Source organism: Streptomyces sp. NPDC005774, assembly GCF_042871645.1.
GTDB lineage: Bacteria > Actinomycetota > Actinomycetes > Streptomycetales > Streptomycetaceae > Streptomyces > Streptomyces pratens.
Genome location: NZ_JBIAIV010000045.1, coordinates 21,778 through 43,191, shown reverse-complemented (window position 1 = coordinate 43,191; position 21,414 = coordinate 21,778). Strand labels below are relative to the sequence as shown.

General features: G+C 69.2%; 15 protein-coding genes and 1 riboswitch. Of the genes, 13 read left to right on the top strand and 2 right to left on the bottom strand.

Annotated features, from left to right (window positions below):
- Positions 1-89: 89 nt before the first annotated feature.
- Complete coding sequence (locus ACFYQA_RS30470; RefSeq protein WP_388924605.1) at positions 90-6,275, top strand: DNRLRE domain-containing protein; 6,186 nt, start codon at positions 90-92, stop codon at positions 6,273-6,275.
- Positions 6,276-7,129: 854 nt separating this feature from the next.
- Positions 7,130-7,573 (top strand): hypothetical protein, encoded by a 444-nt coding sequence (locus tag ACFYQA_RS30465; protein WP_388924602.1) that lies wholly within the window; start codon positions 7,130-7,132, stop codon positions 7,571-7,573.
- Positions 7,574-7,751: 178 nt separating this feature from the next.
- On the opposite strand, the gene ACFYQA_RS30460 is transcribed toward ACFYQA_RS30465, so the two are convergent.
- Both ACFYQA_RS30460 and ACFYQA_RS30455 read right to left on the bottom strand, forming a co-directional pair.
- Complete coding sequence (locus ACFYQA_RS30460; RefSeq protein ID WP_388924663.1) at positions 7,752-7,976, bottom strand: DUF397 domain-containing protein; 225 nt, start codon at positions 7,974-7,976, stop codon at positions 7,752-7,754.
- 8 nt (positions 7,977-7,984) lie between these two features.
- The gene (locus ACFYQA_RS30455; protein ID WP_388924599.1) at positions 7,985-8,836 is read right to left on the bottom strand and encodes a helix-turn-helix domain-containing protein; all 852 of its coding nucleotides are present in this window, start codon (positions 8,834-8,836) and stop codon (positions 7,985-7,987) included.
- A 234-nt stretch (positions 8,837-9,070) separates the two neighbouring features.
- Here ACFYQA_RS30455 and ACFYQA_RS30450 point away from each other — a divergent pair, with 234 nt between their 5' ends.
- The 11 genes from ACFYQA_RS30450 (at position 9,071) to ACFYQA_RS30400 (ending at position 21,157) form a co-directional block, all read left to right on the top strand.
- A complete protein-coding gene (locus ACFYQA_RS30450) occupies positions 9,071-9,490 on the top strand; it encodes an ATP-binding protein (protein WP_388924596.1) in 420 nt (139 codons plus the stop codon).
- A 191-nt stretch (positions 9,491-9,681) separates the two neighbouring features.
- Positions 9,682-10,329, top strand: a complete 648-nt coding sequence (locus tag ACFYQA_RS30445) for a SurA N-terminal domain-containing protein (RefSeq protein WP_388924593.1) — start codon at positions 9,682-9,684, stop codon at positions 10,327-10,329.
- A 144-nt stretch (positions 10,330-10,473) separates the two neighbouring features.
- Positions 10,474-11,463, top strand: coding sequence for a nucleoside triphosphate pyrophosphohydrolase (locus tag ACFYQA_RS30440; protein WP_388924591.1), 990 nt, complete (start codon positions 10,474-10,476; stop codon positions 11,461-11,463).
- Between the two features lie 82 nt (positions 11,464-11,545).
- Positions 11,546-12,832 (top strand): cytochrome P450, encoded by a 1,287-nt coding sequence (locus ACFYQA_RS30435; protein ID WP_388924588.1) that lies wholly within the window; start codon positions 11,546-11,548, stop codon positions 12,830-12,832.
- 327 nt (positions 12,833-13,159) lie between these two features.
- A complete protein-coding gene (locus ACFYQA_RS30430; RefSeq protein WP_388924585.1) occupies positions 13,160-14,113 on the top strand; it encodes a transglycosylase family protein in 954 nt (317 codons plus the stop codon).
- Positions 14,114-14,424: 311 nt separating this feature from the next.
- Positions 14,425-14,593, top strand: a riboswitch (cyclic di-AMP (ydaO/yuaA leader).
- A gap of 4 nt (positions 14,594-14,597) precedes the next feature.
- The gene (locus tag ACFYQA_RS30425) at positions 14,598-15,359 is read left to right on the top strand and encodes a transglycosylase family protein (protein ID WP_388924582.1); all 762 of its coding nucleotides are present in this window, start codon (positions 14,598-14,600) and stop codon (positions 15,357-15,359) included.
- Between the two features lie 371 nt (positions 15,360-15,730).
- Positions 15,731-17,020, top strand: coding sequence for a phosphopyruvate hydratase (gene eno, locus ACFYQA_RS30420; protein WP_388924579.1), 1,290 nt, complete (start codon positions 15,731-15,733; stop codon positions 17,018-17,020).
- A 154-nt stretch (positions 17,021-17,174) separates the two neighbouring features.
- Entirely contained in the window at positions 17,175-17,651 is a 477-nt protein-coding gene (locus ACFYQA_RS30415) for a septum formation initiator family protein (protein ID WP_388924576.1), read from the top strand.
- Between the two features lie 150 nt (positions 17,652-17,801).
- Entirely contained in the window at positions 17,802-18,401 is a 600-nt protein-coding gene (locus ACFYQA_RS30410; RefSeq protein WP_388924573.1) for a DUF501 domain-containing protein, read from the top strand.
- Positions 18,398-19,348, top strand: coding sequence for an exopolyphosphatase (locus ACFYQA_RS30405; protein WP_388924570.1), 951 nt, complete (start codon positions 18,398-18,400; stop codon positions 19,346-19,348). Before ACFYQA_RS30410 ends, ACFYQA_RS30405 begins: the two co-directional genes overlap by 4 nt.
- Positions 19,349-19,768: 420 nt before the next feature.
- Positions 19,769-21,157: an NAD(P)/FAD-dependent oxidoreductase gene (locus tag ACFYQA_RS30400; protein WP_388924567.1), complete on the top strand. Its 1,389-nt coding sequence runs from the start codon at positions 19,769-19,771 to the stop codon at positions 21,155-21,157.
- Positions 21,158-21,414: the final 257 nt, after the last annotated feature.

Below are 21,414 nucleotides of genomic sequence, written 5' to 3'. Positions count from 1 at the left end.
AGTGAGGGCTGCACATGTCATCTCTCATCCACAGATACGGACGGCACAGATCCGCTGACCCCGAACTGCCGTTTCGGCCACTACCGTCCATGAGACGCCTGCGCCCCGTGGCCCTGGCCCTGACCTTACTGATGGCGATCGAGGCTGCCGCGGTGAGCTCCACGGGCGAAGCCGTTGCGCTGACACGTGAAACGGAGGGCGCGAAGGCTCCCGGCAAGCCCAAGAACCCGGGCCCCGCGACCGCCGCTTCGGAAGCGGCCGCGCGGATCAAGGCAAGGATCCAGAAGCGCAGGATCGAGGTCACCGACGCCCGTACGGAGACCTCGACGACCTACGTGAACCCTGAGGGCACGGTCACGGAGGAGGCGTATGCGGGGCCGGTCCGTTTCAAGGGGGACGACGGTGCGTGGCACGACGTCGACGCTTCGCTGATCCAGGCCGAGGACGGGTCGATCCGGGCGAAGGGGCACCCTCACGGGCTGACCCTCGGGGGCAGGAAGGCCGCCCCGAAGGGCTTGAAGGCAGCCGGGGAGAAGAGTGCGTCGGCGCCGGCGCCGCTGGTGAGCATGGAGGATCGTGCGGGCCGCCCGATGCGGCTCGGCTGGTACGGCGCTCTGCCCACGCCCACGATCGAGGGCGCCGAGGACACGGTTGCCCGGTACGAGAATGTGCTGCCGGCGACCGACCTGCTCATCGAGTCCACGCGGACCGGCTATGAGCAGTTCCTGGAACTGAAGAATCCTTCCGCCGTCGATGCCAACGGTCAGGTCGCCTACAGCCTGGAGGCCAAGGGGCTGACCGCGAAGGCGCACGCGGACGGTTCGGTCACCTTCACCGACGCCAAGGGCAAAACCGCGGGGGTCCTGCCGGCGCCGGTGATGTGGGACGCCCGTACCGACAAGAACTCCGGTGAGCACACGCACACCGCGAAGGTCGGGGTGAAGGTCGCGCAGGACGGTGACACGATCACCATCACGCTGACACCTGACGCCGAGTTCCTGGCCGACGAGAAGACCCGGTTCCCGGTCACCATCGACCCGACCATCAACGTGGGTGCCAGCTTCGACACGTTCGTCCAGGAGGGTTACGGCACCGACCAGTCCACCGCCACTGAGCTGAAGATCGGCAACAACGGGTCCGGGCAGAAGGCCCGTTCCTTCCTGTCGTTCCCGATGAAGAACATCACCGGGAAGCAGATCAACGCGGCGAAGCTGAACCTGTACGCGTTCCACTCCTGGTCGTGCACGGCCAAGGGCTGGGACCTGTACAGCACGGGGGCGGCCTCGACGAGCACCCGCTGGACGAGCCAGCCCAGCTGGGGTGCGACACACGCCACCAGCACCCAGACCAAGGGGTACTCCAGCTCCTGCAACGACGGCTGGGTCAACATCGACGCGACCTCGCTGGTGAAGTCGTGGGCGTCCAACGGCAACGGCACCAACCACCTGGGGCTGCGCGCCTCCGACGAGTCCGACCCGCAGGGCTGGAAGCGGTTCAACTCCGGCAACGCGGCGTCCAAGACTCCCTATCTGTCGGTGACCTACAACTCCATCCCCGCCGTTCCGACCCTGATATCCCCGGCGGCCGCGGCCGCCACCAACGTCACCACGCCGACCCTGTCGGCGAAGGCGCTGGACGGGGACGGCTCGCAGGTCAAGTTCGACTTCGAGGTCTGGACGCCCAACGGCACCTCCGCGCTGCGGTCCGGCGCCAGTGGCTATGTGGCCTCCGGCGCACAGGCTTCCTGGAAGCCCTCGGCGCTGCCGGCGGGCAGTTACAAGTGGCGTGCTCGCGCCTCGGACGGTTCGGCGAACAGCTCCTGGTCCGCCTTCCGCACGCTCACGGTCGACACCACGGCTCCGGCGACGACGAAGGTGGCCTCCACCGACTTCCCGGCCGGCCAGTGGGCCGGGACACCGGACGACAACGGTGACTTCACCGGCACCTTCACCTTCACCCCGCCGGCCAGCGACGTGAAGGAAGTCCAGTGGAACCTGGACGGAGGCGCCTGGCAGTCGGCGGCCACCACCGGCGCGGCCGTCTCCCGCAAGCCTGTCTTCCGCGCGGGCAAGCACACCCTGACCGCGCGCACCAAGGACGCGGCCGGGAATGTCTCGGCCACCACCAGCCACACCTTCTACGCCGGTTCCGGCGCGGCTCTGCTCACCCCCGGTGACGGGGACCGTACCGCTCGCCGCGCCGAGCTGACCGGTCAGGGCAAGACGGGCGACACCGGGGTGCGCTACCAGTACCGCCGTGGTGAGACGGACACCTGGAAGGACATCCCCGCCAAGGACACGCGCCGCAAGGCCGACGGCTCGACCCTGCCCGCCTGGCCGGCGAAGGTCACCGGCGGCGAGGCCGAGGTGCTGACCTGGAACGTCACCGACACCTTCGGCGAGGACGGCCCGGTGGACGTCCGTGCGGTGTTCACCGACGGCACCACCAGCGACGCGTCCCCGGCCAGCACGATCACGGTGGACCGCAATGCCGGCGAGGCCCCCAGCGAGGAGGTCGGTCCGGGCAGCGTGAACACGCTCACCGGTGATTTCGGCCTGTCGGCCACCGACGCCTCCGGGTTCGACCTGACCGCCACGCGTTCCTTCTCCTCCCGCCGCCCGGCGAACGGGTCCCAGCAGGAGGGGCAGGTCGCCATCTTCGGTCCGCAGTGGACCGCGGGCACCCTGGCCGAACTCTCCGAGAGCGACTGGGCCTACGTGCGCTCGACCTCGTCGACGTCGGTGGCCGTCGTGGACGTGGACGGCGAGGAGATCGGCTTCACCGCGGTCAAGGGCGGTGGCTGGAAGCCGGAGACCGGCGCCGAGGACCTGACCCTGACCGGCACGCTGACGGGCTCCTTCACTCTGAAGGACACGGAGGGCACCACCTCGGTGTTCGCCAAGGTGGACGCGGCGGCCACCACCTGGCAGCTGTCGAGGACCTTCCTGCCCACCGAGAACTCCACCACGACCGTGATCTCGGAGAAGGCCACGGTGGACGGCAAGACCCTGGCCCGTCCGAAGTACGTGATCGCGCCCTCGTCGGCGGTCCCCGCCGCCACCTGCACGAGCACGCCGTCGACCAAGGGCTGCAGGATCCTGGAGTACCAGTACGCCACCACGACCACGGCGAGCGGCAGCACGCTCGGTGACGTGGCCGGACAGGTCACACGGATTCGCCTGTGGACCACTGCCCCGGGTGCGTCGACCTCGACCGCGACGATCGTCTCCCAGTACGCCTACGACGGTCAGGGCCGCCTGCGCGAGCAGTGGGACCCGCGCGTCTCCCCGGCGTTGAAGACCACCTACACCTACGACAGTGTCGGCCGCGTGGTCACCCTGACCCCGTCGGGCGAACTGCCGTGGACGTTCACGTACGGCAGGGCCGGCTCCGGCACGGTGGCCGGTGACGGCATGCTGCTGGCGGTCTCCCGCCCGACGCTGAAGGCCGGCAGCAAGGACGAGCAGGACGGCGGCAAGGCCACCAGCTCCATCGTCTACGACGTTCCGCTCGCCGGCGCCAAGGCCCCGAACCAGGTCTCGCTCGCCGAGACCGCGAAGTGGAGCCAGACGGACGCCCCGACGGACGCCACCGCGATCTTCCCCGCCGACCAGGTGCCCGCTTCCCACACCGGTGGCGACCTGGGCGCAGCCGACTACGACAAGGCCACCGTCACCTACACCGGCGCCTCCGGCCGCGAGGTCAACACCGGTCTGCCCGGCCGGCACCTGACGGCCAAGCAGTACGACCGGTTCGGCAACACCGTCTTCGACTTGTCGGCCACCAACCTGGAACTCGCCCTGGGTAACGAGGAGTACCAGGTCAACACCCAGAGCGAACTCGGCATCCTCGCCGACTCTCCGGCCGAACGCGCCCGTAAGCTCGGCACCGTCTCGGTGTACTCGGACGACGGCAAGCGCATGTTGGAGCAGTCCGGGCCGCTGCACCTGGTCACGCTGACCAAGGCTCTCCAGGGTGATGAGGACAGCCCCGACCTCCCGGCCGGTTCCCTGGTCGCCGCACGTGAGCACACCGTCAACCGCTACGACGAGGGCCGGCCCACCGACGGCAGCGCCACGGTCTCCGACCAGGCCACCACCACCTCGGTCGGCGCGGAGATCGACGGCTATCCCACCGACGGCGACGTACGCACCTCCACGACCGTCTACGACTGGGTCAAGGGCCTGCCCACCAGTGAGGTCACCGACCCCGGCGGGCTCAAGCTGACCAAGACCACCGGCTACGACGCCCAGGGCAGGGTCGTCAAGACCACCCTGCCCAAGTCCAACGGCTCGGACGCGGGCGCCACCGTCACCCGCTACTGGTCCGCCACCGGCACCGGCACCTGCGAGGGACGGCCGGAATGGGCCGACCTGGTCTGCTCCACCGGCCCGGCCGGAAAAATCACCGGAGGTGGCTCGAACCCGGACGAACTGCCGGTCAAAACCACCGAATACGACCGCTGGGGCAACGCGGCCAAGGTCATCGAGACCGCCAACGGCGTCACCCGCACCACGGAGAACACCTACGACGCGGCCGGACGTCCCACGCAGACCAAGGTGACCGGCGGCATCGGCACCGCGGTGCCGGCCCAGACCACCACCTACGACCCGGGCAACGGCTCCGTGGCGACCATCGCCAACGGCACCGCCACCATCCGCCGCACCACCGACCTGCTCGGTCGGGAGATCACTTACGACGACGGCGCCGGCGACGTCACCCGCACCCAGTACGACAACCGGGACCGCAGGATCAGGGTCACCGACTCGGCCCCGTCCACGGTCACCTACGACTACGACAACCCCGCTGGACTGCCCACCAGGGTCCATGACTCCGTCATGGGCACGATCGGTGACGTGACCGGCTTCTACGACTCCGACGGCCGCCTCTACAAGCAGAAGCTGCCGTGGAACATGGACGTCGAGTTCAACCTCGACCCCACCGGCACCGAGACCTCCCGTTACTGGCACTGGGAATCCGGCTGGACGGTCCAGGGCGAGTCCACGACCCAGTCCATCCACGACCAGGTCGTCACCCGCACCACCTACACCGGCGGCGGCGCCTACCAGGAGTACACCTACGACGCGGCGGGCCGCCTGACTGGGGTGGACGACTCCCAGTCCGGTGTCACCACCCACCGCGCCTACACCTTCGACAACAACACCAACCGCACCTCGCTGACCACCACGATCGACGACGTCGACGGCGGTGAACCCGCCACCGGCACCGTCAGCTCCACCTACGACAGTGCCGACCGGCTGATCTCCACCGGTATCGTCTACGACGCCTTCGGCCGCACCACCGCACAGGCCGACGGAGCCAAGAACGCCTACTACGCCAACGACCTCGTCCGCCAGATCACCGCCGACTCCAAGCGCACGACCTGGAGCCTGGACGCGGCCGGACGCCTGGCCTCCTGGGCGACCGAGGAGCAGGCCGAGGACGGCACCTGGGGCACGGCTGCCACCAAGACCAACCACTACGGCGGCGACGGCGACAGCCCGGACTGGATCGCGGAAGGCAACGGAGTTATCAGTCGCAGCCTCGAAGACCTCTCCGGCAACCTGATCGCCAGCACCAGCGCCACCGGCGACGTCATCCTGCAGCTTTCCAACCTGCACGGCGACATCGGCACCCAGATTCCGCTGGCGGACGACACCACGCCGATCGTCAACACCCACGACGAGTACGGAAACCTGCTGCCCGGCACCGACCCTGCACGCTACGGCTGGCTCGGCGGCAAGCAACGCTCCAGCGAAACCCCCAACGGCATCACCCTCATGGGCGTCCGCCTCTACGACCCGACCAGCGGACGCTTCCTCTCCGTCGACCCGATTGCGGGAGGCAACGCCAACGCTTACGACTACGTCTACGCCGACCCGCTGAACAAATACGACCTCGACGGACGTTGGTGTCTGCTGGGCAAGCGTAAGGGCGGCGGCTGCCGTGGCGGAAGAACCTGGAAGAAGCACGGCGGTGCCATCATCGGCGTAGGGGTGGCTGCGGGCTGCAGCTTCTTCACTGGATTCGTCGCGACCGTAGGATGCGTAGCCGCAGGCTCTGCTATTGCGGCATCTGCCAACTATCGACTCAATACTCCTCGGCGCAAGCGTACATGGGGCGGTTACTACGCCGCATCGTGGCGAGCTGGGGCTTGGGCGGCCGGAACCGCTATCGCTGGGCGAACCGGGTATTGGGTCGGAAGGCTCCGGCACATCCGCAGTAGTGGGAGAATGGACCACTCAGTTAGCCGCTGGAGGAGAATTTCACGCTGACGGCACGGGTAGTCGAATCTTGGTGAGTCAGTTGTCGCGGCTCACAGAAGGCCCTTAGCGGGAACGGCGCCGACGAGTTCAACGAGGTCGGTGTGGAGTCCGCGACAGGTGGGAACTCACCCAAGAAGATCGATAGCAGTCAGGGTGCGGGGCTTCACTGAAGCCCCGCACCCGTGGATAGATGACGGTGGATTCGATGAAATACCTGGGAATCGCACTAATAATTACGGGGATAGCGGTAGCCGCTATTGCTCGTCTTATGGAATCAAAAGCCCAGCGGGCGCCCGAGGTGACAGCGGGAGTGGCGCTCAAATTTGCGGTGACTTACGCCGCGTGTGCCATCTCGGTCGTGGTCGGCTTGGTAATCGTTGGGTGAATGGGGCGAGTTACTTTGTTGGCCGGGCCGACTGGATTCGAGGAATTGTGAGCTGGCCTCGGTTTCGTGAGTCCTGGAAGCCAGGCTTATGTCCTGGCCCGGAGCGGAGTCGCGAGGAGTGTCGGCATCCCCTCGGACCCGGTACCGATTACTCCACCGCGCCGGTCTGCGGGCGGCTCGGCTGACGTAACCTCCGTTCGAGGTCGATCCGCACCGGCTGGAGCAGGCGATGAGCGCTGCACACCTGCTCCTTCCGTGCTGTCCCCATTGTGGCCTTGGCAGCGACGTCCGATGTTTCGGTATGTAAAGGAAAGAACAGGTTGGCGTAAAGTGCGACCGAAGAGTATTTAAGCGGGGGCTTCCATGTTGCATGTGAGGTGATATTTGGCTTCTGTTCCATTGGTTGTAGCGCGCGGCTCGGCTGGATGTAAAGAGAAATTCGGTATCCCTGCGTATGGGGTTTTCCGGGAGTGTATCGATGTATCGACGTCATCGTGACAAGCTTCACGCCCCTCTGTCGTCAATCGCTTCGGGTGTTATTGCAATCACGATTCGAGAATTAGTCGCCCTTGTTGGAGTTTTTGAACATGCCTATGCTCAAATTTCCGAGTTGAGTGACGCGAGTGGAGAGACGATCGCCAACGCCAGCGGGTTGACTCTGATATCTTCACTTTATGCTCGAGCCGGGATGGCGTCGATCCGGGGTCTCCGTGACATCCCTTTGCTTGTCGATGAGATCGGCCTTCTCGACGCTGCGGTGATCAACCTGGAGTCATACGAGGGAAATGAGGTCGTGCTGGTCGCCGGCTATGAGCTGTTGGATAATTTTGCGAACCGCGAGAGGAATTCCTATCCTCTGCGCTGCAAACATGGAATCTTGGCCTTCACCGATGAGGCCGGGGAAACGACTCAGGTTCTTTGAAGGGTCTCGGGGCGGGCGCGGGGCCCTGGGCGCACCACGCGGGCCTCATCGCCGCCTTCGGCCGCGTCCGCGCCCTCTCCGTCCTCTGCCCCGGCAAGCGGCCCGCCACTGCGGCCCACGGCGCGTGGCGCGACCTGTTGAACAGGTTCATGGGGCCGGCACGGTCGTCCCTGGCTGGTCAGTTGTCGAGTCCGGCCAGGCTGGCCCTCGTCGAGCGGCCCTCGCCCTTGAGGGCTTCGACGAAGGTGCTGAAGGCTCCAGCCGGGAAGGTGAGGGCGGCCCTGAACGGGGCCTTTGAGTCGCGGATGGCTATGTGGGTGGGGGAGTTCGCGATCTCGACGCAGTTGTTGCCGTCGCCGCCGCCGGAGTAGGAGGACTTCCGCCAGTTCTCGGGGGTGATCATGGTGGGGCTCACAGCTCCTTGGCTAGCCTGTGGATGAAGTCGCGCGAACGGTCGGGATCGAGCGACACCGCCTCCACTCTACGAAAAAGCGTTCGGAAGACGCCGAGTTGGGCTTCGGAATCAATGAAGCCCGTGCCGTGGGGTGCGTCGCGAACTGCCGTGTCCAGCTTGGGCACGGTGCCGCCTGCCAGCATCATCGGGCTCCAGGCTCCGCCGAAGTCATCCATGTCGAAGGGGATGACCCGCACCGTGACGTGGCCTGCCTCGGAGAGCTCCAGGACGCGCATGAGTTGGGCTCGTGAGGTGGCTCGGTCGCTGACTCGGATGCGTAGTGCCGCCTCGTGGATGACGGCCTCGTACGGAGTGGGATCAGGCGGCTCAAGGATCACTTTGCGCTGCATGCGGTGTCGGACGCGTAGTTCGAGCTCTTCCTCGGGGAGTTCGGGGACTCTGGAGGAGAAGGCGGCGCGGGCGTACTCGGGGGTCTGGAGCAGGCCGGGGATGAAGAGGAACTCCACATCGTGCCGGTACGTGGAGTGGTGTTCCAGCTCGGCGATGTCCAGGAACGGCGTGGGCAGCTGTCCGCGGTACTCCTCCCACCAGCCTTCCGTTCGGTCGGTGACCATCGCGGCCAGGGAGTCGATGAACTTCTCGTCTGTGCAGGCGTAGTTGGCGGCCATGCGGCGTAAGCGTTGCTTGCTCACTCCTGAGACGCCGGACTCGATCTGGCTGATCTGGACGGAGTTCACGCCGAGCATCGCGGCCGCTTCCCGGGAGCTGATGCCTGCGGCCTCGCGAAGCCTGCGCAGCTCGACCGCCAGCCGCAACTGGCGCGCTGTCGGCTCGCGCTTGGTTCCCATCGGTCGCTCCCCGCTTCAACGTGCCTGTCGACGCGACTCGTTCGGGGGACAGATTACGGGATCGCTTGCTGGGTCTTAATTCTAAGATCTACCGTCGGTGACGCGACGCACACGCTGCGGTATTCCGGGGACCCGGAAGTGCACCGCTCCGTCCTGCCATGACGGCTGCGGCGATGCCACCGCCCGCACACCGCTGTGGAGCCCGACCCCTCACCCGACGACAGGAGCTGACCCATGTCCGAAACCGGCACCACGGCCGACCCCTGGGAGTACTGCCTCTACATCCCCAACGATCCCCGCGCCGTCACGATCAGCCGCCGGACCCTCCGCCTGATCCTCACCATGCACGGCCTGATCCGTCTCGTCGATACCGCCGAACTGCTCGCCGCCGAGCTGGTCTCCAACGCCGTGCGGCACACCAAGGGGCCCGCCGCCCTGCGGGTGCGGTGGTCGGCCGGCGTGTTGCGGATCGGGGCGTGGGACGCGGACCCCGCGCCGCCGGAGCCGCCGGTGCCGTTGGAGCGGGTCGTGGACCTGGAGGAGGGGCGCGGGCTGGCGTTGATCAAGGCTTACGCCGATCTGTGGGGGTGGCAGCCGCTGGCGAGGGAGGGCAACCGGGGCAAGGTCGTCTGGTGTGAGCTGGCCGCCGCCTGACCGGTGGGTCGGTGCGTCACCGGCAGCGCCGCCACGGATCGCGGGCCGCTCCACCCGGCGGGCGGGGCGGCGGTGCCCGAAGTCGCGGTGAATCGTTGGTCGAATGGGTTGGCCAGAGCCCGGCCGCTGCCTACTATCGATCACCGCAGGACTTTGTGCACCGCCGCACAAGCTCTCCTCAGGAGGTTTCCTTGCACCGCCGTCGTCGCACCGCGCTCCTCCTCACCGCCGCCCTCACGATGGCGGCCCCCCTGCTCACCGCCTGCGGGAACGACGCGCATCCCGGCGCGGCGGCCGTCGTGGGCGGTCAGAGGATCACGGTGTCGCAGCTGGAGAACCGGGTCGGCGAGATCCGCGCGGCCCAGCAGGAGGCGGTGCCGGAGGCCCAGTACGAGCAGGTCATCGCCCGCACCGGCAGCCTCACCCGCGACACCCTGCACAGCATGGTCCTGGACCGGGTGCTGGAGCGCGCCGCGCGCGACGCCGGTGTGACGGTCACCCCCAAGGAGGTCCAGGGGATGCGGTCCGGTCTGGAGGGGCAGGCCGGCGGTGCCGAGGCGCTGGAGTCGACCTGGCTGCAGCAGTACGGCATCCCGCCGGAGCGGCTCGACGACAACCTCCGCCTCCAGGTCCAGGCCCAGAAGCTCGCTCAGCGGCTCGGCACCGACACCAGCAGGCCCGAGTTCTGGCAGGCATTGTCCGAGGCGAGCAAGAAGCTCGACGTCGACCTCAACCCGCGCTACGGCACCTGGGACGACGAGAAGAGCAGCCGCGTCGACGCCGGGACCCCGTGGGTGCGCGAGGTCACGGGGGCAGCCGGAGCCCAGCCGGTCGCCTGACGGCCCGGTCGGTCGCCGGTTAAGTGGGGTGGTCGTCGGGCGAACCGGTCGGTCGCCCGAGGAGCCGGGCGTACTTGCACACCGGGCCGGGTCCCCTGTGGACAACTTTCGGGGGCCGGCGGCGCCGTGGGTTAGTTTCGGATCGTGAACGCAACCAGCTCCGCGGCACCCTCCGCGGTCCCGACCGGCCGCATCGTCCTGCTCACCACCAGCCACCGCGTCGCCCCCGGTCTGCTGTCCTGGCCCGCCTGGCAGACCCTGCACGCGGCCGACGAGGTGCTGTGCGCGGACGGCGCCCACCCGCAGCTGCCGTATCTGCGCGAGGCGGGCATACCGGTCGAGGAGGCGTCCCCGGCCGCCGAGGACCTGGTGGGCGCCTGCGCCGGCGGGCGGACGGTGGTGGTCGTGGCGACCGGCGAGGGCGAGCCCGCCCTGACCGACGGCCTGGCCCGCCTCGCCGGCACCGGCCGCGTCCCGATGCCGGAGCTGGAACTGCTCCCCGCCTCCTACGACCTGCCGGGCGCCCGCCTGCTCGACCTCGTCCAGGTCATGGACCGCATCCGCGCCGAGTGCCCCTGGTCCTCCCGGCAGACCCACAAGGGCCTGGCGAAGTACGGCATCGAGGAGGCGTACGAACTCGTCGAGGCGATCGAGGAGGGCGACCGGGACGAACTGCGCGAAGAACTGGGCGACGTCCTCCTCCAGGTCGTCTTCCACGCCCGGATCGCCGAGGAGCACCCGGAGGAGCCCTTCTCCGTCGACGACGTGGCCGGCGGCATCGTCGCCAAGCTCATCCACCGTCACCCGCACGTCTTCGGCGACGAGACGGCGACCACCCCCGAGGAGGTCAAGGCGCACTGGCTGCGGACCAAGGCCGTCGAGAAGCAGCGCACCTCGGTCACCGAGGGCATTCCCATGGGTCAGCCCGGCCTGGCCCTCGCCGCCAAACTCGCCTCCCGGGTCCGCACGGCCGGGCTGGACGTCCCCCTGCCCCGGGCGGAGGGCATCGGCTACGAACTGCTCGGCCTCGCGGTGCGGGCCGAGGCGGAGGGCGCCGACCCGGAGACGGCGCTGCGCGCGGCCGCCCGGGTCTACCGGGACGCGATACGGGCCGCGGAGGGCGTGGGGGAGTAGACGCGCCCGCCCGCGTGCGGCCAGGCACCCGTCGCGGGGAGCAGGGCGTACCTCCCCGGGTGCCGCCGGATACGGTCGAGCGGTGACCGACCAGCACCAGTCCCAGTCCCAGCCCGAGAACGGCGCCCCCGAACTCTTCACCTGGGAGTTCGCGAGTGACCCCTATCCCGCGTACGCCTGGCTGAGGGAGCACGCGCCCGTGCACCGGACGCGGCTGCCCAGCGGGGTGGAGGCCTGGCTGGTCACCCGGTACGCCGACGCCAAGCTGACGCTCGCCGACCCCCGCCTCTCCAAGAACCCGGCGCACCACGACGAGCCCGCCCATGCCAAGGGCAGGACCGGTATCCCCGGCGAGCGCAAGGCCGAGCTGATGTCGCATCTGCTCAACATCGATCCGCCGGACCACACCCGGCTGCGCCGGCTGGTCAGCAAGGCGTTCACACCGCGCCGGGTCGCCGAGTTCGCGCCCCGGGTGCAGGAGCTCACCGACGGGCTCATCGACCGGTTCGCGGACAGCGGCTCCGCCGACCTCATCCACGATTTCGCCTTCCCTCTCCCCATCTACGCCATCTGCGACCTGCTCGGCGTACCCCGGGAGGACCAGGACGACTTCCGCGACTGGGCGGCCATGATGATCCGGCATCAAGGCGGTCCCAGAGGCGGCGTCGCCCGGTCGGTGAAGAAGATGCGCGCCTACCTGGCCGATCTGATCCACCGCAAGCGCGAGGCCCTGCCCGCCGAACCCGCCCCCGGCGAGGACCTCATCTCCGGTCTGATCCGTGCCTCCGACCACGGTGAGCACCTCACCGAGAACGAGGCCGCCGCCATGGCGTTCATCCTGCTGTTCGCGGGCTTCGAGACCACCGTCAACCTCATCGGCAACGGCGCCTACGCCCTCCTCACCCACCCCGAGCAGCGCGAGCGCCTGCAGACGTCCCTCGCCGCCGGGGAACGCGGACTGCTGGAGACCGGAGTGGAGGAACTCCTGCGCTACGACGGTCCCGTGGAGCTGGCCACCTGGCGGTTCGCCACCGAGGCGCTCACCCTCGGCGGGCAGCACATCTCGGTCGGCGACCCGGTCCTCGTCGTCCTGGCCGCCGCGGACCGGGACCCGGAGCGGTTCACCGACCCCGACACGCTCGACCTCGCACGGCGCGACAACCAGCATCTGGGATACGGCCACGGCATCCACTACTGCCTCGGCGCTCCCCTGGCCCGCCTGGAGGGCCAGACCGCGCTCGCCACGCTGCTGACCCGTCTGCCGGACCTCGAACTCGCCGCGGAACCGGCCGAACTGCGCTGGCGCGGCGGTCTCATCATGCGCGGACTGCGCACACTGCCGGTGCGATTCACCGCGCTGCCGACGTGATGTCGCCTACAGAGCGCCGTGCTCGGCACGCATTCCGAAATGCCCCGGATGGCCGCCGAGTCCGCCCCGGGCCGGCCTCCGGCTGCCTTTCGTCCTCGGGCAAGTGACCGTCAGGTCCGTTGTGGACACGGTCCGTCGAACCCCGGCGGGACCAGCGTGAAGATGACACTCGCTCACCTCTGTGATCTTTATGTGATCTGCGCGGCATGAACTTGTGACAGACGTTCGACTGCCGATACGTTCACCCATCAAGCACGGCGTCTCGTTCTTGCGGCACCACAGCTCGAACCGCCGTGCGAGCAACCGTTGTCTGCGAAAGGTCTCCGCATGCTCTCCGGGAACGGTCGTCACCGTCGCCCCCGCCAGGCTCCGGCTCTCCTCGTCGCGGCCGGAGTGACCGGCTCGGCCATCGCGATCCCCCTCCTCGGCGCCGGCGCGGCCAGCGCGGCCGACGGCTCGACCTGGGACAGGGTCGCCGAGTGCGAGTCCGGTGGCTCTTGGAGCCAGAACTCCGGCAACGGTTACTACGGTGGCCTGCAGTTGGCCCAGGGGGACTGGGAGAAGTACGGCGGCCTCGACTACGCGACCAGCGCCGACCAGGCCAGCCGCGGCCAGCAGATAGCGGTGGCCGAGAAGATCCTCGCCGACCAGGGTGTCGGCGCGTGGAGGGCCTGCGGGCTGCTGGGGGGCCTGGGCCAGGACTTGTCCGTGCCCGACGTCGACACCGGTACGCAGGGCGACTCGACGGACAAGTCCGGTCCCGGAAGGTCCGCCACTCCGTCGCCGTCCCAGTCCTCCGACTCCTCGTCGGACGCGAAGGACGCCAAGGGCGCCGCGGACGGCAAGGAGAAGGAAGAGGGTGCGGACGGATCGGCCGAGCCCGACGCTTCCACCTCTCCCTCCGCCTCTACCCCCGTCAAGGGTGAGAAATCCGACAAGTCGGGGCAGGAGGGTGGCGCTTCGGCATCGGTCGACGGCGAGGACTCCGGCGGCGGCCGTCACCGCGGCGCCAGCGCCGAGGAAGAGGTGCGGGAGGACCGCGACGCCGGATCCTCCGGCCGGCACGCCTCGCGCGGCGGCCTCGGCTTCGCGCGCGGTCTTGACGGCTCGTCCCCGTCGGGCGGCTCCGGCACGAACTCCGGCAGCGGTTCCTCGGCCGACTCCGATTCCCCCGCTTTCGGCGGTGGATGGCTCGCCCAGTACGGCGAAGGGGGCGAGGTCGTGGGCGCGGCCGTCCCGAACCTCATCCTTCCCGGTCAGGCGCTCGGGTTCGGGTCCTAATCGGACAACGGCTGACATCCGGTCGGCAGTCGGGCGCGCAGGCCTCTCCCGGCCGGGCGGCGGGCGTGCGCCGGTCGGCCGGTGACGGGGCGGCAGGTGGGTCGGCGCGCGAAAAAGCGCGCCGACAAAGCCAATTGAGGGTCACGTTTCGCGACGAATGTCCGATTTAAAGGCGATGAGAGATAGGTCTCAGAAGCCCTGATCGTCTTTGATAATCCGCCGATCCCGTGTCTACGGTCGTGACCGCTCGCCATCGCGGGCCCCGGCCGCCACCACGCCGAATCCTGCCAGTGGCAGCACGGGAACAGTCGTCGCGTCATGCGCCGTAGGCAGGAGCGGGGGACCCAAGGTAGGCGCCGGATCCGGTGGAGAAAGCCGGATGCGGCTTGGGGTGAAGTCGCGTCCCGGGAGGGACGCGGCCGGGCAACTCAACCGGCCCGAACCCGACAGCTCACCTCGTAGGCGTCGGTGAGGGGATCCAACCATGCTGTTTTCCGGCAAGGGCAAGCACCGCCGTCCGTCCAAGGCCACCCGTGTCATCGCCGTCGCCGGCGTCACCGGTGCCGCTGTCGCCGCCCCGCTGATGGCGGCCGGCAATGCTTCCGCCGCAACCGCCTCCGAGTGGAACGCCGTCGCCCAGTGCGAGTCCGGCGGCAACTGGTCGATCAACACCGGCAACGGTTACTACGGCGGTCTGCAGTTCTCCGCCTCCACCTGGGCCGGCTACGGCGGCACGGCGCACGCCGGCACCGCCGACCAGGCCAGCAAGGCCCAGCAGATAGAGATCGCCGAGAAGGTCCTCGCGGGCCAGGGCAAGGGTGCCTGGCCGGTCTGCGGCAAGGGCCTGTCCAACGCCGCCCACAGCGGTGGCGGCTCCGCCGAGGGATCGGGCAACCAGAGCTCCGGCCGCCAGAGCAGCGGCTCCTCGCAGGAGGCTCCGAAGCAGGAGGCTCCGAAGCAGGAGTCCCAGGAGCGGAGCACCGAGGCCGCCCCCGAGCGTTCCGCCGAGCAGAAGGCCTCCCGCTCCGACGAGCGTCCGGCCGCCAAGAAGACCGTCACCACCCCGACCGGCGAGAAGGTCGAGAAGGGCGACGGCGAGTACAAGGTCGTCAAGGGCGACACCCTCAGCTCGATCGCCTCGGAGCACGACGTCAAGGGCGGCTGGGACAAGCTGTTCAAGCTGAACGACGACATCGTCGAGGACGCCGACCTCATCTACCCGGGTCAGCAGCTGCACCTGAAGTAAGGCGCGGCCGCACGTCCCGCCCCGCCCCCACGGGGTCCTTGCCCCGCCCCGGCGCGTATCCCCCGTACGCGCCGGGGCGGGGCTTTTCCGTATCAGGTGCTGGATCCGGTCCGTACGCGGTGCTGGACTCGGCCTCCCGTCTCCCGTCTCCCGGCCTCCCGCCCCCGTCTCCCGGCCTCCCGCCCCCCGTCTCGCGGTTTTCCGTCTCCCGGTTTTCCGATACCGCCTTTGTTCCGTTCGGAAACAATTTACTCTCGGTTCTGTCCGCGAAGCGGCCGACCGGATGGCCGATCGCCCCGAGCCGGATAGGCTCGGGTCCGCAGGGCCCCGTGGCCCCGCTGAACCACGTCACATCCATGAAGGAGATGCTCGTGCCGTCCATCGACGTCGTCGTAGCCCGGGAAATCCTGGACTCCCGAGGCAATCCCACGGTCGAGGTCGAGGTCGGCCTCGACGACGGCAGCACGGGTCGTGCCGCCGTCCCGTCCGGCGCCTCCACCGGCGCCTTCGAGGCCGTCGAACTCCGCGACGGCGACCCCGACCGTTACCACGGCAAGGGTGTCGAGAAGGCCGTCCTGGCCGTCATCGAGCAGATCGGCCCGGAGCTCGTCGGTTACGACGCCACCGAGCAGCGCCTGATCGACCAGGCGATGTTCGACCTGGACGCCACCGAGAACAAGGGCTCCCTCGGCGCCAACGCCATCCTCGGCGTCTCCCTGGCCGTCGCCCACGCCGCCTCCGAGGCCAGCGACCTGCCCCTCTTCCGCTACCTGGGCGGCCCCAACGCGCACCTGCTGCCGGTGCCGATGATGAACATCCTCAACGGCGGTTCGCACGCGGACTCCAATGTGGACATCCAGGAGTTCATGATCGCCCCGATCGGCGCGGAGTCCTTCTCCGAGGCGCTGCGGTGGGGCACCGAGGTCTACCACACGCTGAAGAAGGTCCTGAAGAGCAAGGGCCTGGCCACCGGCCTCGGCGACGAGGGCGGCTTCGCCCCGAACCTCGGCTCCAACCGCGAGGCACTCGACCTCATCCTCGAGGCCGTCAAGGAAGCCGGTTACACCCCCGGCGAGCAGATCGCCCTCGCGCTCGACGTCGCCGCCTCCGAGTTCTACAAGGACGGCACGTACGTCTTCGAGGGCAAGGAGCGCTCCGCCGCCGAGATGACGGAGTACTACGCCGAGCTGGTCGAGGCGTACCCGCTGGTCTCCATCGAGGACCCGCTGTTCGAGGACGACTGGGACGGCTGGAAGGCCCTCACCGACAAGCTCGGGGACAAGGTCCAGATCGTCGGCGACGACCTGTTCGTCACCAACCCGGAGCGCCTGGCCCGCGGCATCGAGGAGGGCGCGGCCAACTCCCTGCTGGTCAAGGTCAACCAGATCGGTTCGCTGACCGAGACCCTGGACGCCGTCGAGCTGGCCCAGCGCAACGGCTTCAAGTGCATGATGTCGCACCGCTCCGGTGAGACCGAGGACGTCACCATCGCCGACCTGGCCGTCGCCACCAACTGCGGCCAGATCAAGACCGGTGCCCCGGCCCGCTCCGAGCGCGTCGCCAAGTACAACCAGCTGCTGCGCATCGAGGAGATCCTCGACGACGCCGCGGTGTACGCGGGCCGCAGCGCCTTCCCGCGGTTCCGCTCCGCGAACCAGTAGGCGCAGCACGGGCTGACACCCGTGCGGGCTCACACCCGCACGGGATGACGACCCGGGCCGTGTCCCACCCCGGTAGTCCCTACGTCCCCGGACGCGGTCCCGTACCGTGTCCGGGGACGTACGCGCGTGTGACAGGGGAACGGGAGGCGGAGACATGGCCGTGAAGGACCGGGACCGGTTCTCCACCGCGACCAGGATCCGGCTGATCGGCGAGCAGACCGCCGCCCGGGTCTACCGCTCGCAGACCAAGCGCCAGGCCCGCCGCTCCCGGCTGACCGGCCGGGCCGCGCTGCTCGCCCTGGTGGTCTGCTCGCTGATCGTGGCCCTGGCCTATCCCATGCGGCAGTACGTGTCCCAGCGCGCCGACATCGCCGACCTCCAGCAGGAGAAGAGCGAGACCCGCCAGCGGGTCGAACAGCTGCGCGACATGAAGGCGCGCTGGCAGGACGACGCCTACGCCGAGCAGCAGGTCCGCGCACGGCTGCACTACGTCATGCCCGGCGAGACCGGCTACATCGTGATCGACCCGGGCGCGGCCGAGCAGCCGCGCGCCGACCGCGGATCGGCCGCCCGCCCCTGGTACGCGAACGTCTGGGACGGCGTCGACAAGTCCGACGCGGCCGAGCGGTGAGCCCGGGGCCGTAGCCTTGATGCTCTGCGGTTCACCGGAACCCGCAGGGCCGGCCCGCACGGCCCCGCACGACGGCAATAGCCCCGTCTCGTGCGGAGAACCGCGCAGAGGCCGTGCAGGCAACCGCTGAGAACCGCAGAAAGACAGATCATGGATACCCCCCCGCCCACGACCCCGCGCGCCGAACCGACCGACGCGGACGTCGAGGCGTTCAAGCAGCAGCTCGGCCGGCCCCCGCGCGGGCTGCGCGCCATCGTGCACCGTTGCCCCTGCGGGCAGCCGGACGTCGTCGAGACCGCGCCGAAGCTGCCCGACGGCACCCCCTTCCCGACGCTGTACTACCTCACCTGCCCCCGGGCCGCCTCGGCGATCGGGACGCTGGAGGCGAACGGCGTGATGAAGGAGATGACGGAGCGGCTGGCGACGGACCCGGAGCTGGCGGCCGCGTACCGCGCGGCGCACGAGGACTACATCCGGCGCCGCGACGAGATCGAGGAACTGAGGAACTTCCCGAGCGCCGGCGGGATGCCGGACCGGGTGAAGTGCCTGCACGTCCTGGTCGCCCACTCGCTGGCCGCCGGCCCCGGGGTCAACCCGCTGGGCGACGAGGCGCTCGCGATGCTGCCCCAGTGGTGGCGCAAGGGACCGTGCGTGACGGTCGCCGAGCCGCCCGCCGGCGAGGGACGGCAGGTGGGGAGCTCGGACGGCGGCTACTTCACGGCCGAGCCGATCGAGGAGAACGACCGATGACCCGGGTCGCCGCCATCGACTGCGGTACCAACTCGATCCGGCTCCTGGTGGCCGACGCCGACCCGGCGACCGGGGAACTGACCGACCTGGACCGGCGCATGACGATCGTGCGGCTCGGCCAGGGCGTCGACCGTACGGGCCGGCTCGCCCCCGAGGCGCTGGAGCGGACGTTCGCCGCCTGCCGCGAGTACGCCAAGGCCATCAAGGAGCACGGCGCGCAGCGCCTGCGCTTCGTCGCCACCTCCGCCTCCCGCGACGCCGAGAACCGGGACGAGTTCGTGCGCGGGGTGCTGGACATCCTCGGCGTGGAGCCCGAGGTCATCACCGGCGACCAGGAGGCCGAGTTCTCCTTCACCGGCGCCACCAAGGAACTGACGGGCCGTGCGGACCTGCACCGCCCGTTCCTGGTCGTGGACATCGGCGGCGGCTCCACCGAGTTCGTCGTCGGCGACGACCGGGTACGGGCCGCCCGGTCCGTCGACGTGGGCTGCGTACGGATGACTGAGCGGCACCTGCTGGCGGACGGGGCGGTGCTGGACCCGCCGACCGAGGAACGGATCGCGGCGATGCGGGCCGACATCGATGCCGCCCTCGACCGGGCCGAGCGGACGGTCCCGCTGCGCGAGGCCCGCACCCTGGTCGGCCTGGCCGGCTCGGTCACGACGGTGTCGGCGATCGCGCAGGACCTGCCCGCGTACGACTCGGCGGCCATCCACCACTCCCGGGTCACCCTGGAACGCGTCCGCGAGATCACCGGCCGGCTGCTCCACGCCACCCACGCCGAACGCGCGGAGATCCCCTCCATGCACCCGGGCCGGGTCGACGTCATCGGAGCGGGCGCCCTGGTCCTCCTCGCCGTCATGGAACGCACCGGAGCGCAGGAGGTCGTCGTCAGCGAACACGACATCCTGGACGGCATCGCCTGGTCCGTCGCCACTGACGAGTAGTGCTCTGCTGAGCAGCGCGGACGTGCTTTGAGCGGTGATCGGAAGGGCCTGTCGGGCCCTTCCGTGGGCTGCCGGCGGGAAAGTTCGTGAACTTCTTCACAAGGAAATTGCCCCGGTAGGTCGAAGAACCGGGTCCGGTTGACCCTTTCGGGCCCCCTGGGCTGCTTTGAACGTGTTCAGAAGGCGTGAACGGGTGGCGCACGGGAGGTCGCCGCCAAGGCCTCGCGCAGGGCCTCACGGCGACGCCGGAATCGAAGAGAGGCAGCTCACGTGGCATTGACAACGGCTCGCGTGCAGCCCTGGTTCCTGATGCCCGGCATGGACTTGATCACAAAAGCCGGGAAGTGTAACACAACCACTGTCCGAGCTTGTGAAGGGGCGCACGAGCTCACCTCTCGGGGCGGGTGGATACTCGATGGCATGAGCACCACGGAGCGTCCCAGGATCCTCGTAGTAGGCGGTGGGTACGTAGGCCTGTACGCAGCTCGGCGCATCCAGAAGAAGATGCGTTACGGCGAGGCGACCGTCACCGTCGTCGACCCGCGGTCGTACATGACCTACCAGCCCTTCCTGCCCGAAGCCGCCGCCGGCAACATCTCCCCGCGGCACGTCGTCGTCCCCCTGCGACGCGTGCTCCCCAAGGCGGAGGTCCTCACCGGCCGGGTCACCACCATCGACCAGGACCGCAAGGTCGCCACGGTCGCGCCGCTCGTCGGCGAGGCCTACGAGCTGCCCTTCGACTACCTGATCATCGCGATGGGCGCGGTCTCCCGCACCTTCCCGATCCCCGGCCTCGCCGAGCAGGGCATCGGCATGAAGGGCATCGAGGAGGCCATCGGCCTGCGCAACCACGTCCTCGAACAGCTCGACAAGGCCGACTCCACCACGGACGAGGAGATCCGCCGCAAGGCGCTCACCTTCGTCTTCGTCGGTGGCGGCTTCGCGGGCGCGGAGACCATCGGCGAGGTCGAGGACATGGCCCGGGACGCGGCCAAGTACTACAGGAACGTGTCCCGTGAGGACATGCGCTTCATCCTCGTCGACGCCGCCGACAAGATCCTCCCCGAGGTGGGTCCCAAGCTCGGCGCGTACGGCAAGGAGCACCTCGAGGGCCGCGGTGTCGAGGTCTACCTCTCCACCTCCATGGACTCCTGCGTCGACGGCCACGTCGTGCTGAAGAACGGCCTCGAGGTCGACTCCCACACCATCGTGTGGACGGCCGGCGTCAGGCCGAACCCGGCGCTGGCCCGCTTCGGCCTGCCGCTGGGCCCGCGCGGCCACGTGGACACCCGGCCGACCCTCCAGGTCACCGGCACCGACTACATCTGGGCCGCGGGCGACAACGCCCAGGTACCGGACCTCGTGGGCCGCAAGGCCGGCAACGAGAACGCCTGGTGCCCGCCGAACGCCCAGCACGCGCTGCGCCAGGCCAAGGTCCTCGGCGACAACGTGGTCTCCGGCATGCGGGGCTTCCCGCAGAAGGACTACAGCCACGCCAACAAGGGCGCGGTGGCGGGCCTCGGCCTGCACAAGGGCGTGGCGATGATCGTCATGGGCAAGATGAAGATCAAGCTCAAGGGCCGGCTCGCGTGGTACATGCACCGTGGCTACCACGGTATGGCCATGCCGACGTGGAACCGCAAGATCCGCGTCTTCGCCGACTGGACGCTCGCCGTGTTCCTCAAGCGCGAGGTCGTCTCGCTGGGCGCGATCCAGTCCCCGCGCGACGAGTTCTACGAGGCCGCGAAGCCGGCGCCGCTGCCCGCGGCCGTCAAGAAGGAATCGGCCGAGAAGGCCAAGGCCTCCTGACGTCAGGCCGATCGACCGCTGGTCGCCCGACCCGCCGCCCCTCCCCCCCGGGGGCCCCGCGTACGGGTGGGCGCCCTCCGGTCCGCCCGACGCGCCGGTCCGCCTGACGCGCCTGCTCCGAACGGCAGGCTCCAGGCCATCGGCCAGGCCGTCCTCGGCTCCCGAAAGGGCCGCCCGCCATCCGTGGTGCGGGCGGCCTTTTCGGCGTTTTGCCCCGTCATGACGCGCGCCGGGACTGCCGCGTGCCCCGCAGGTGT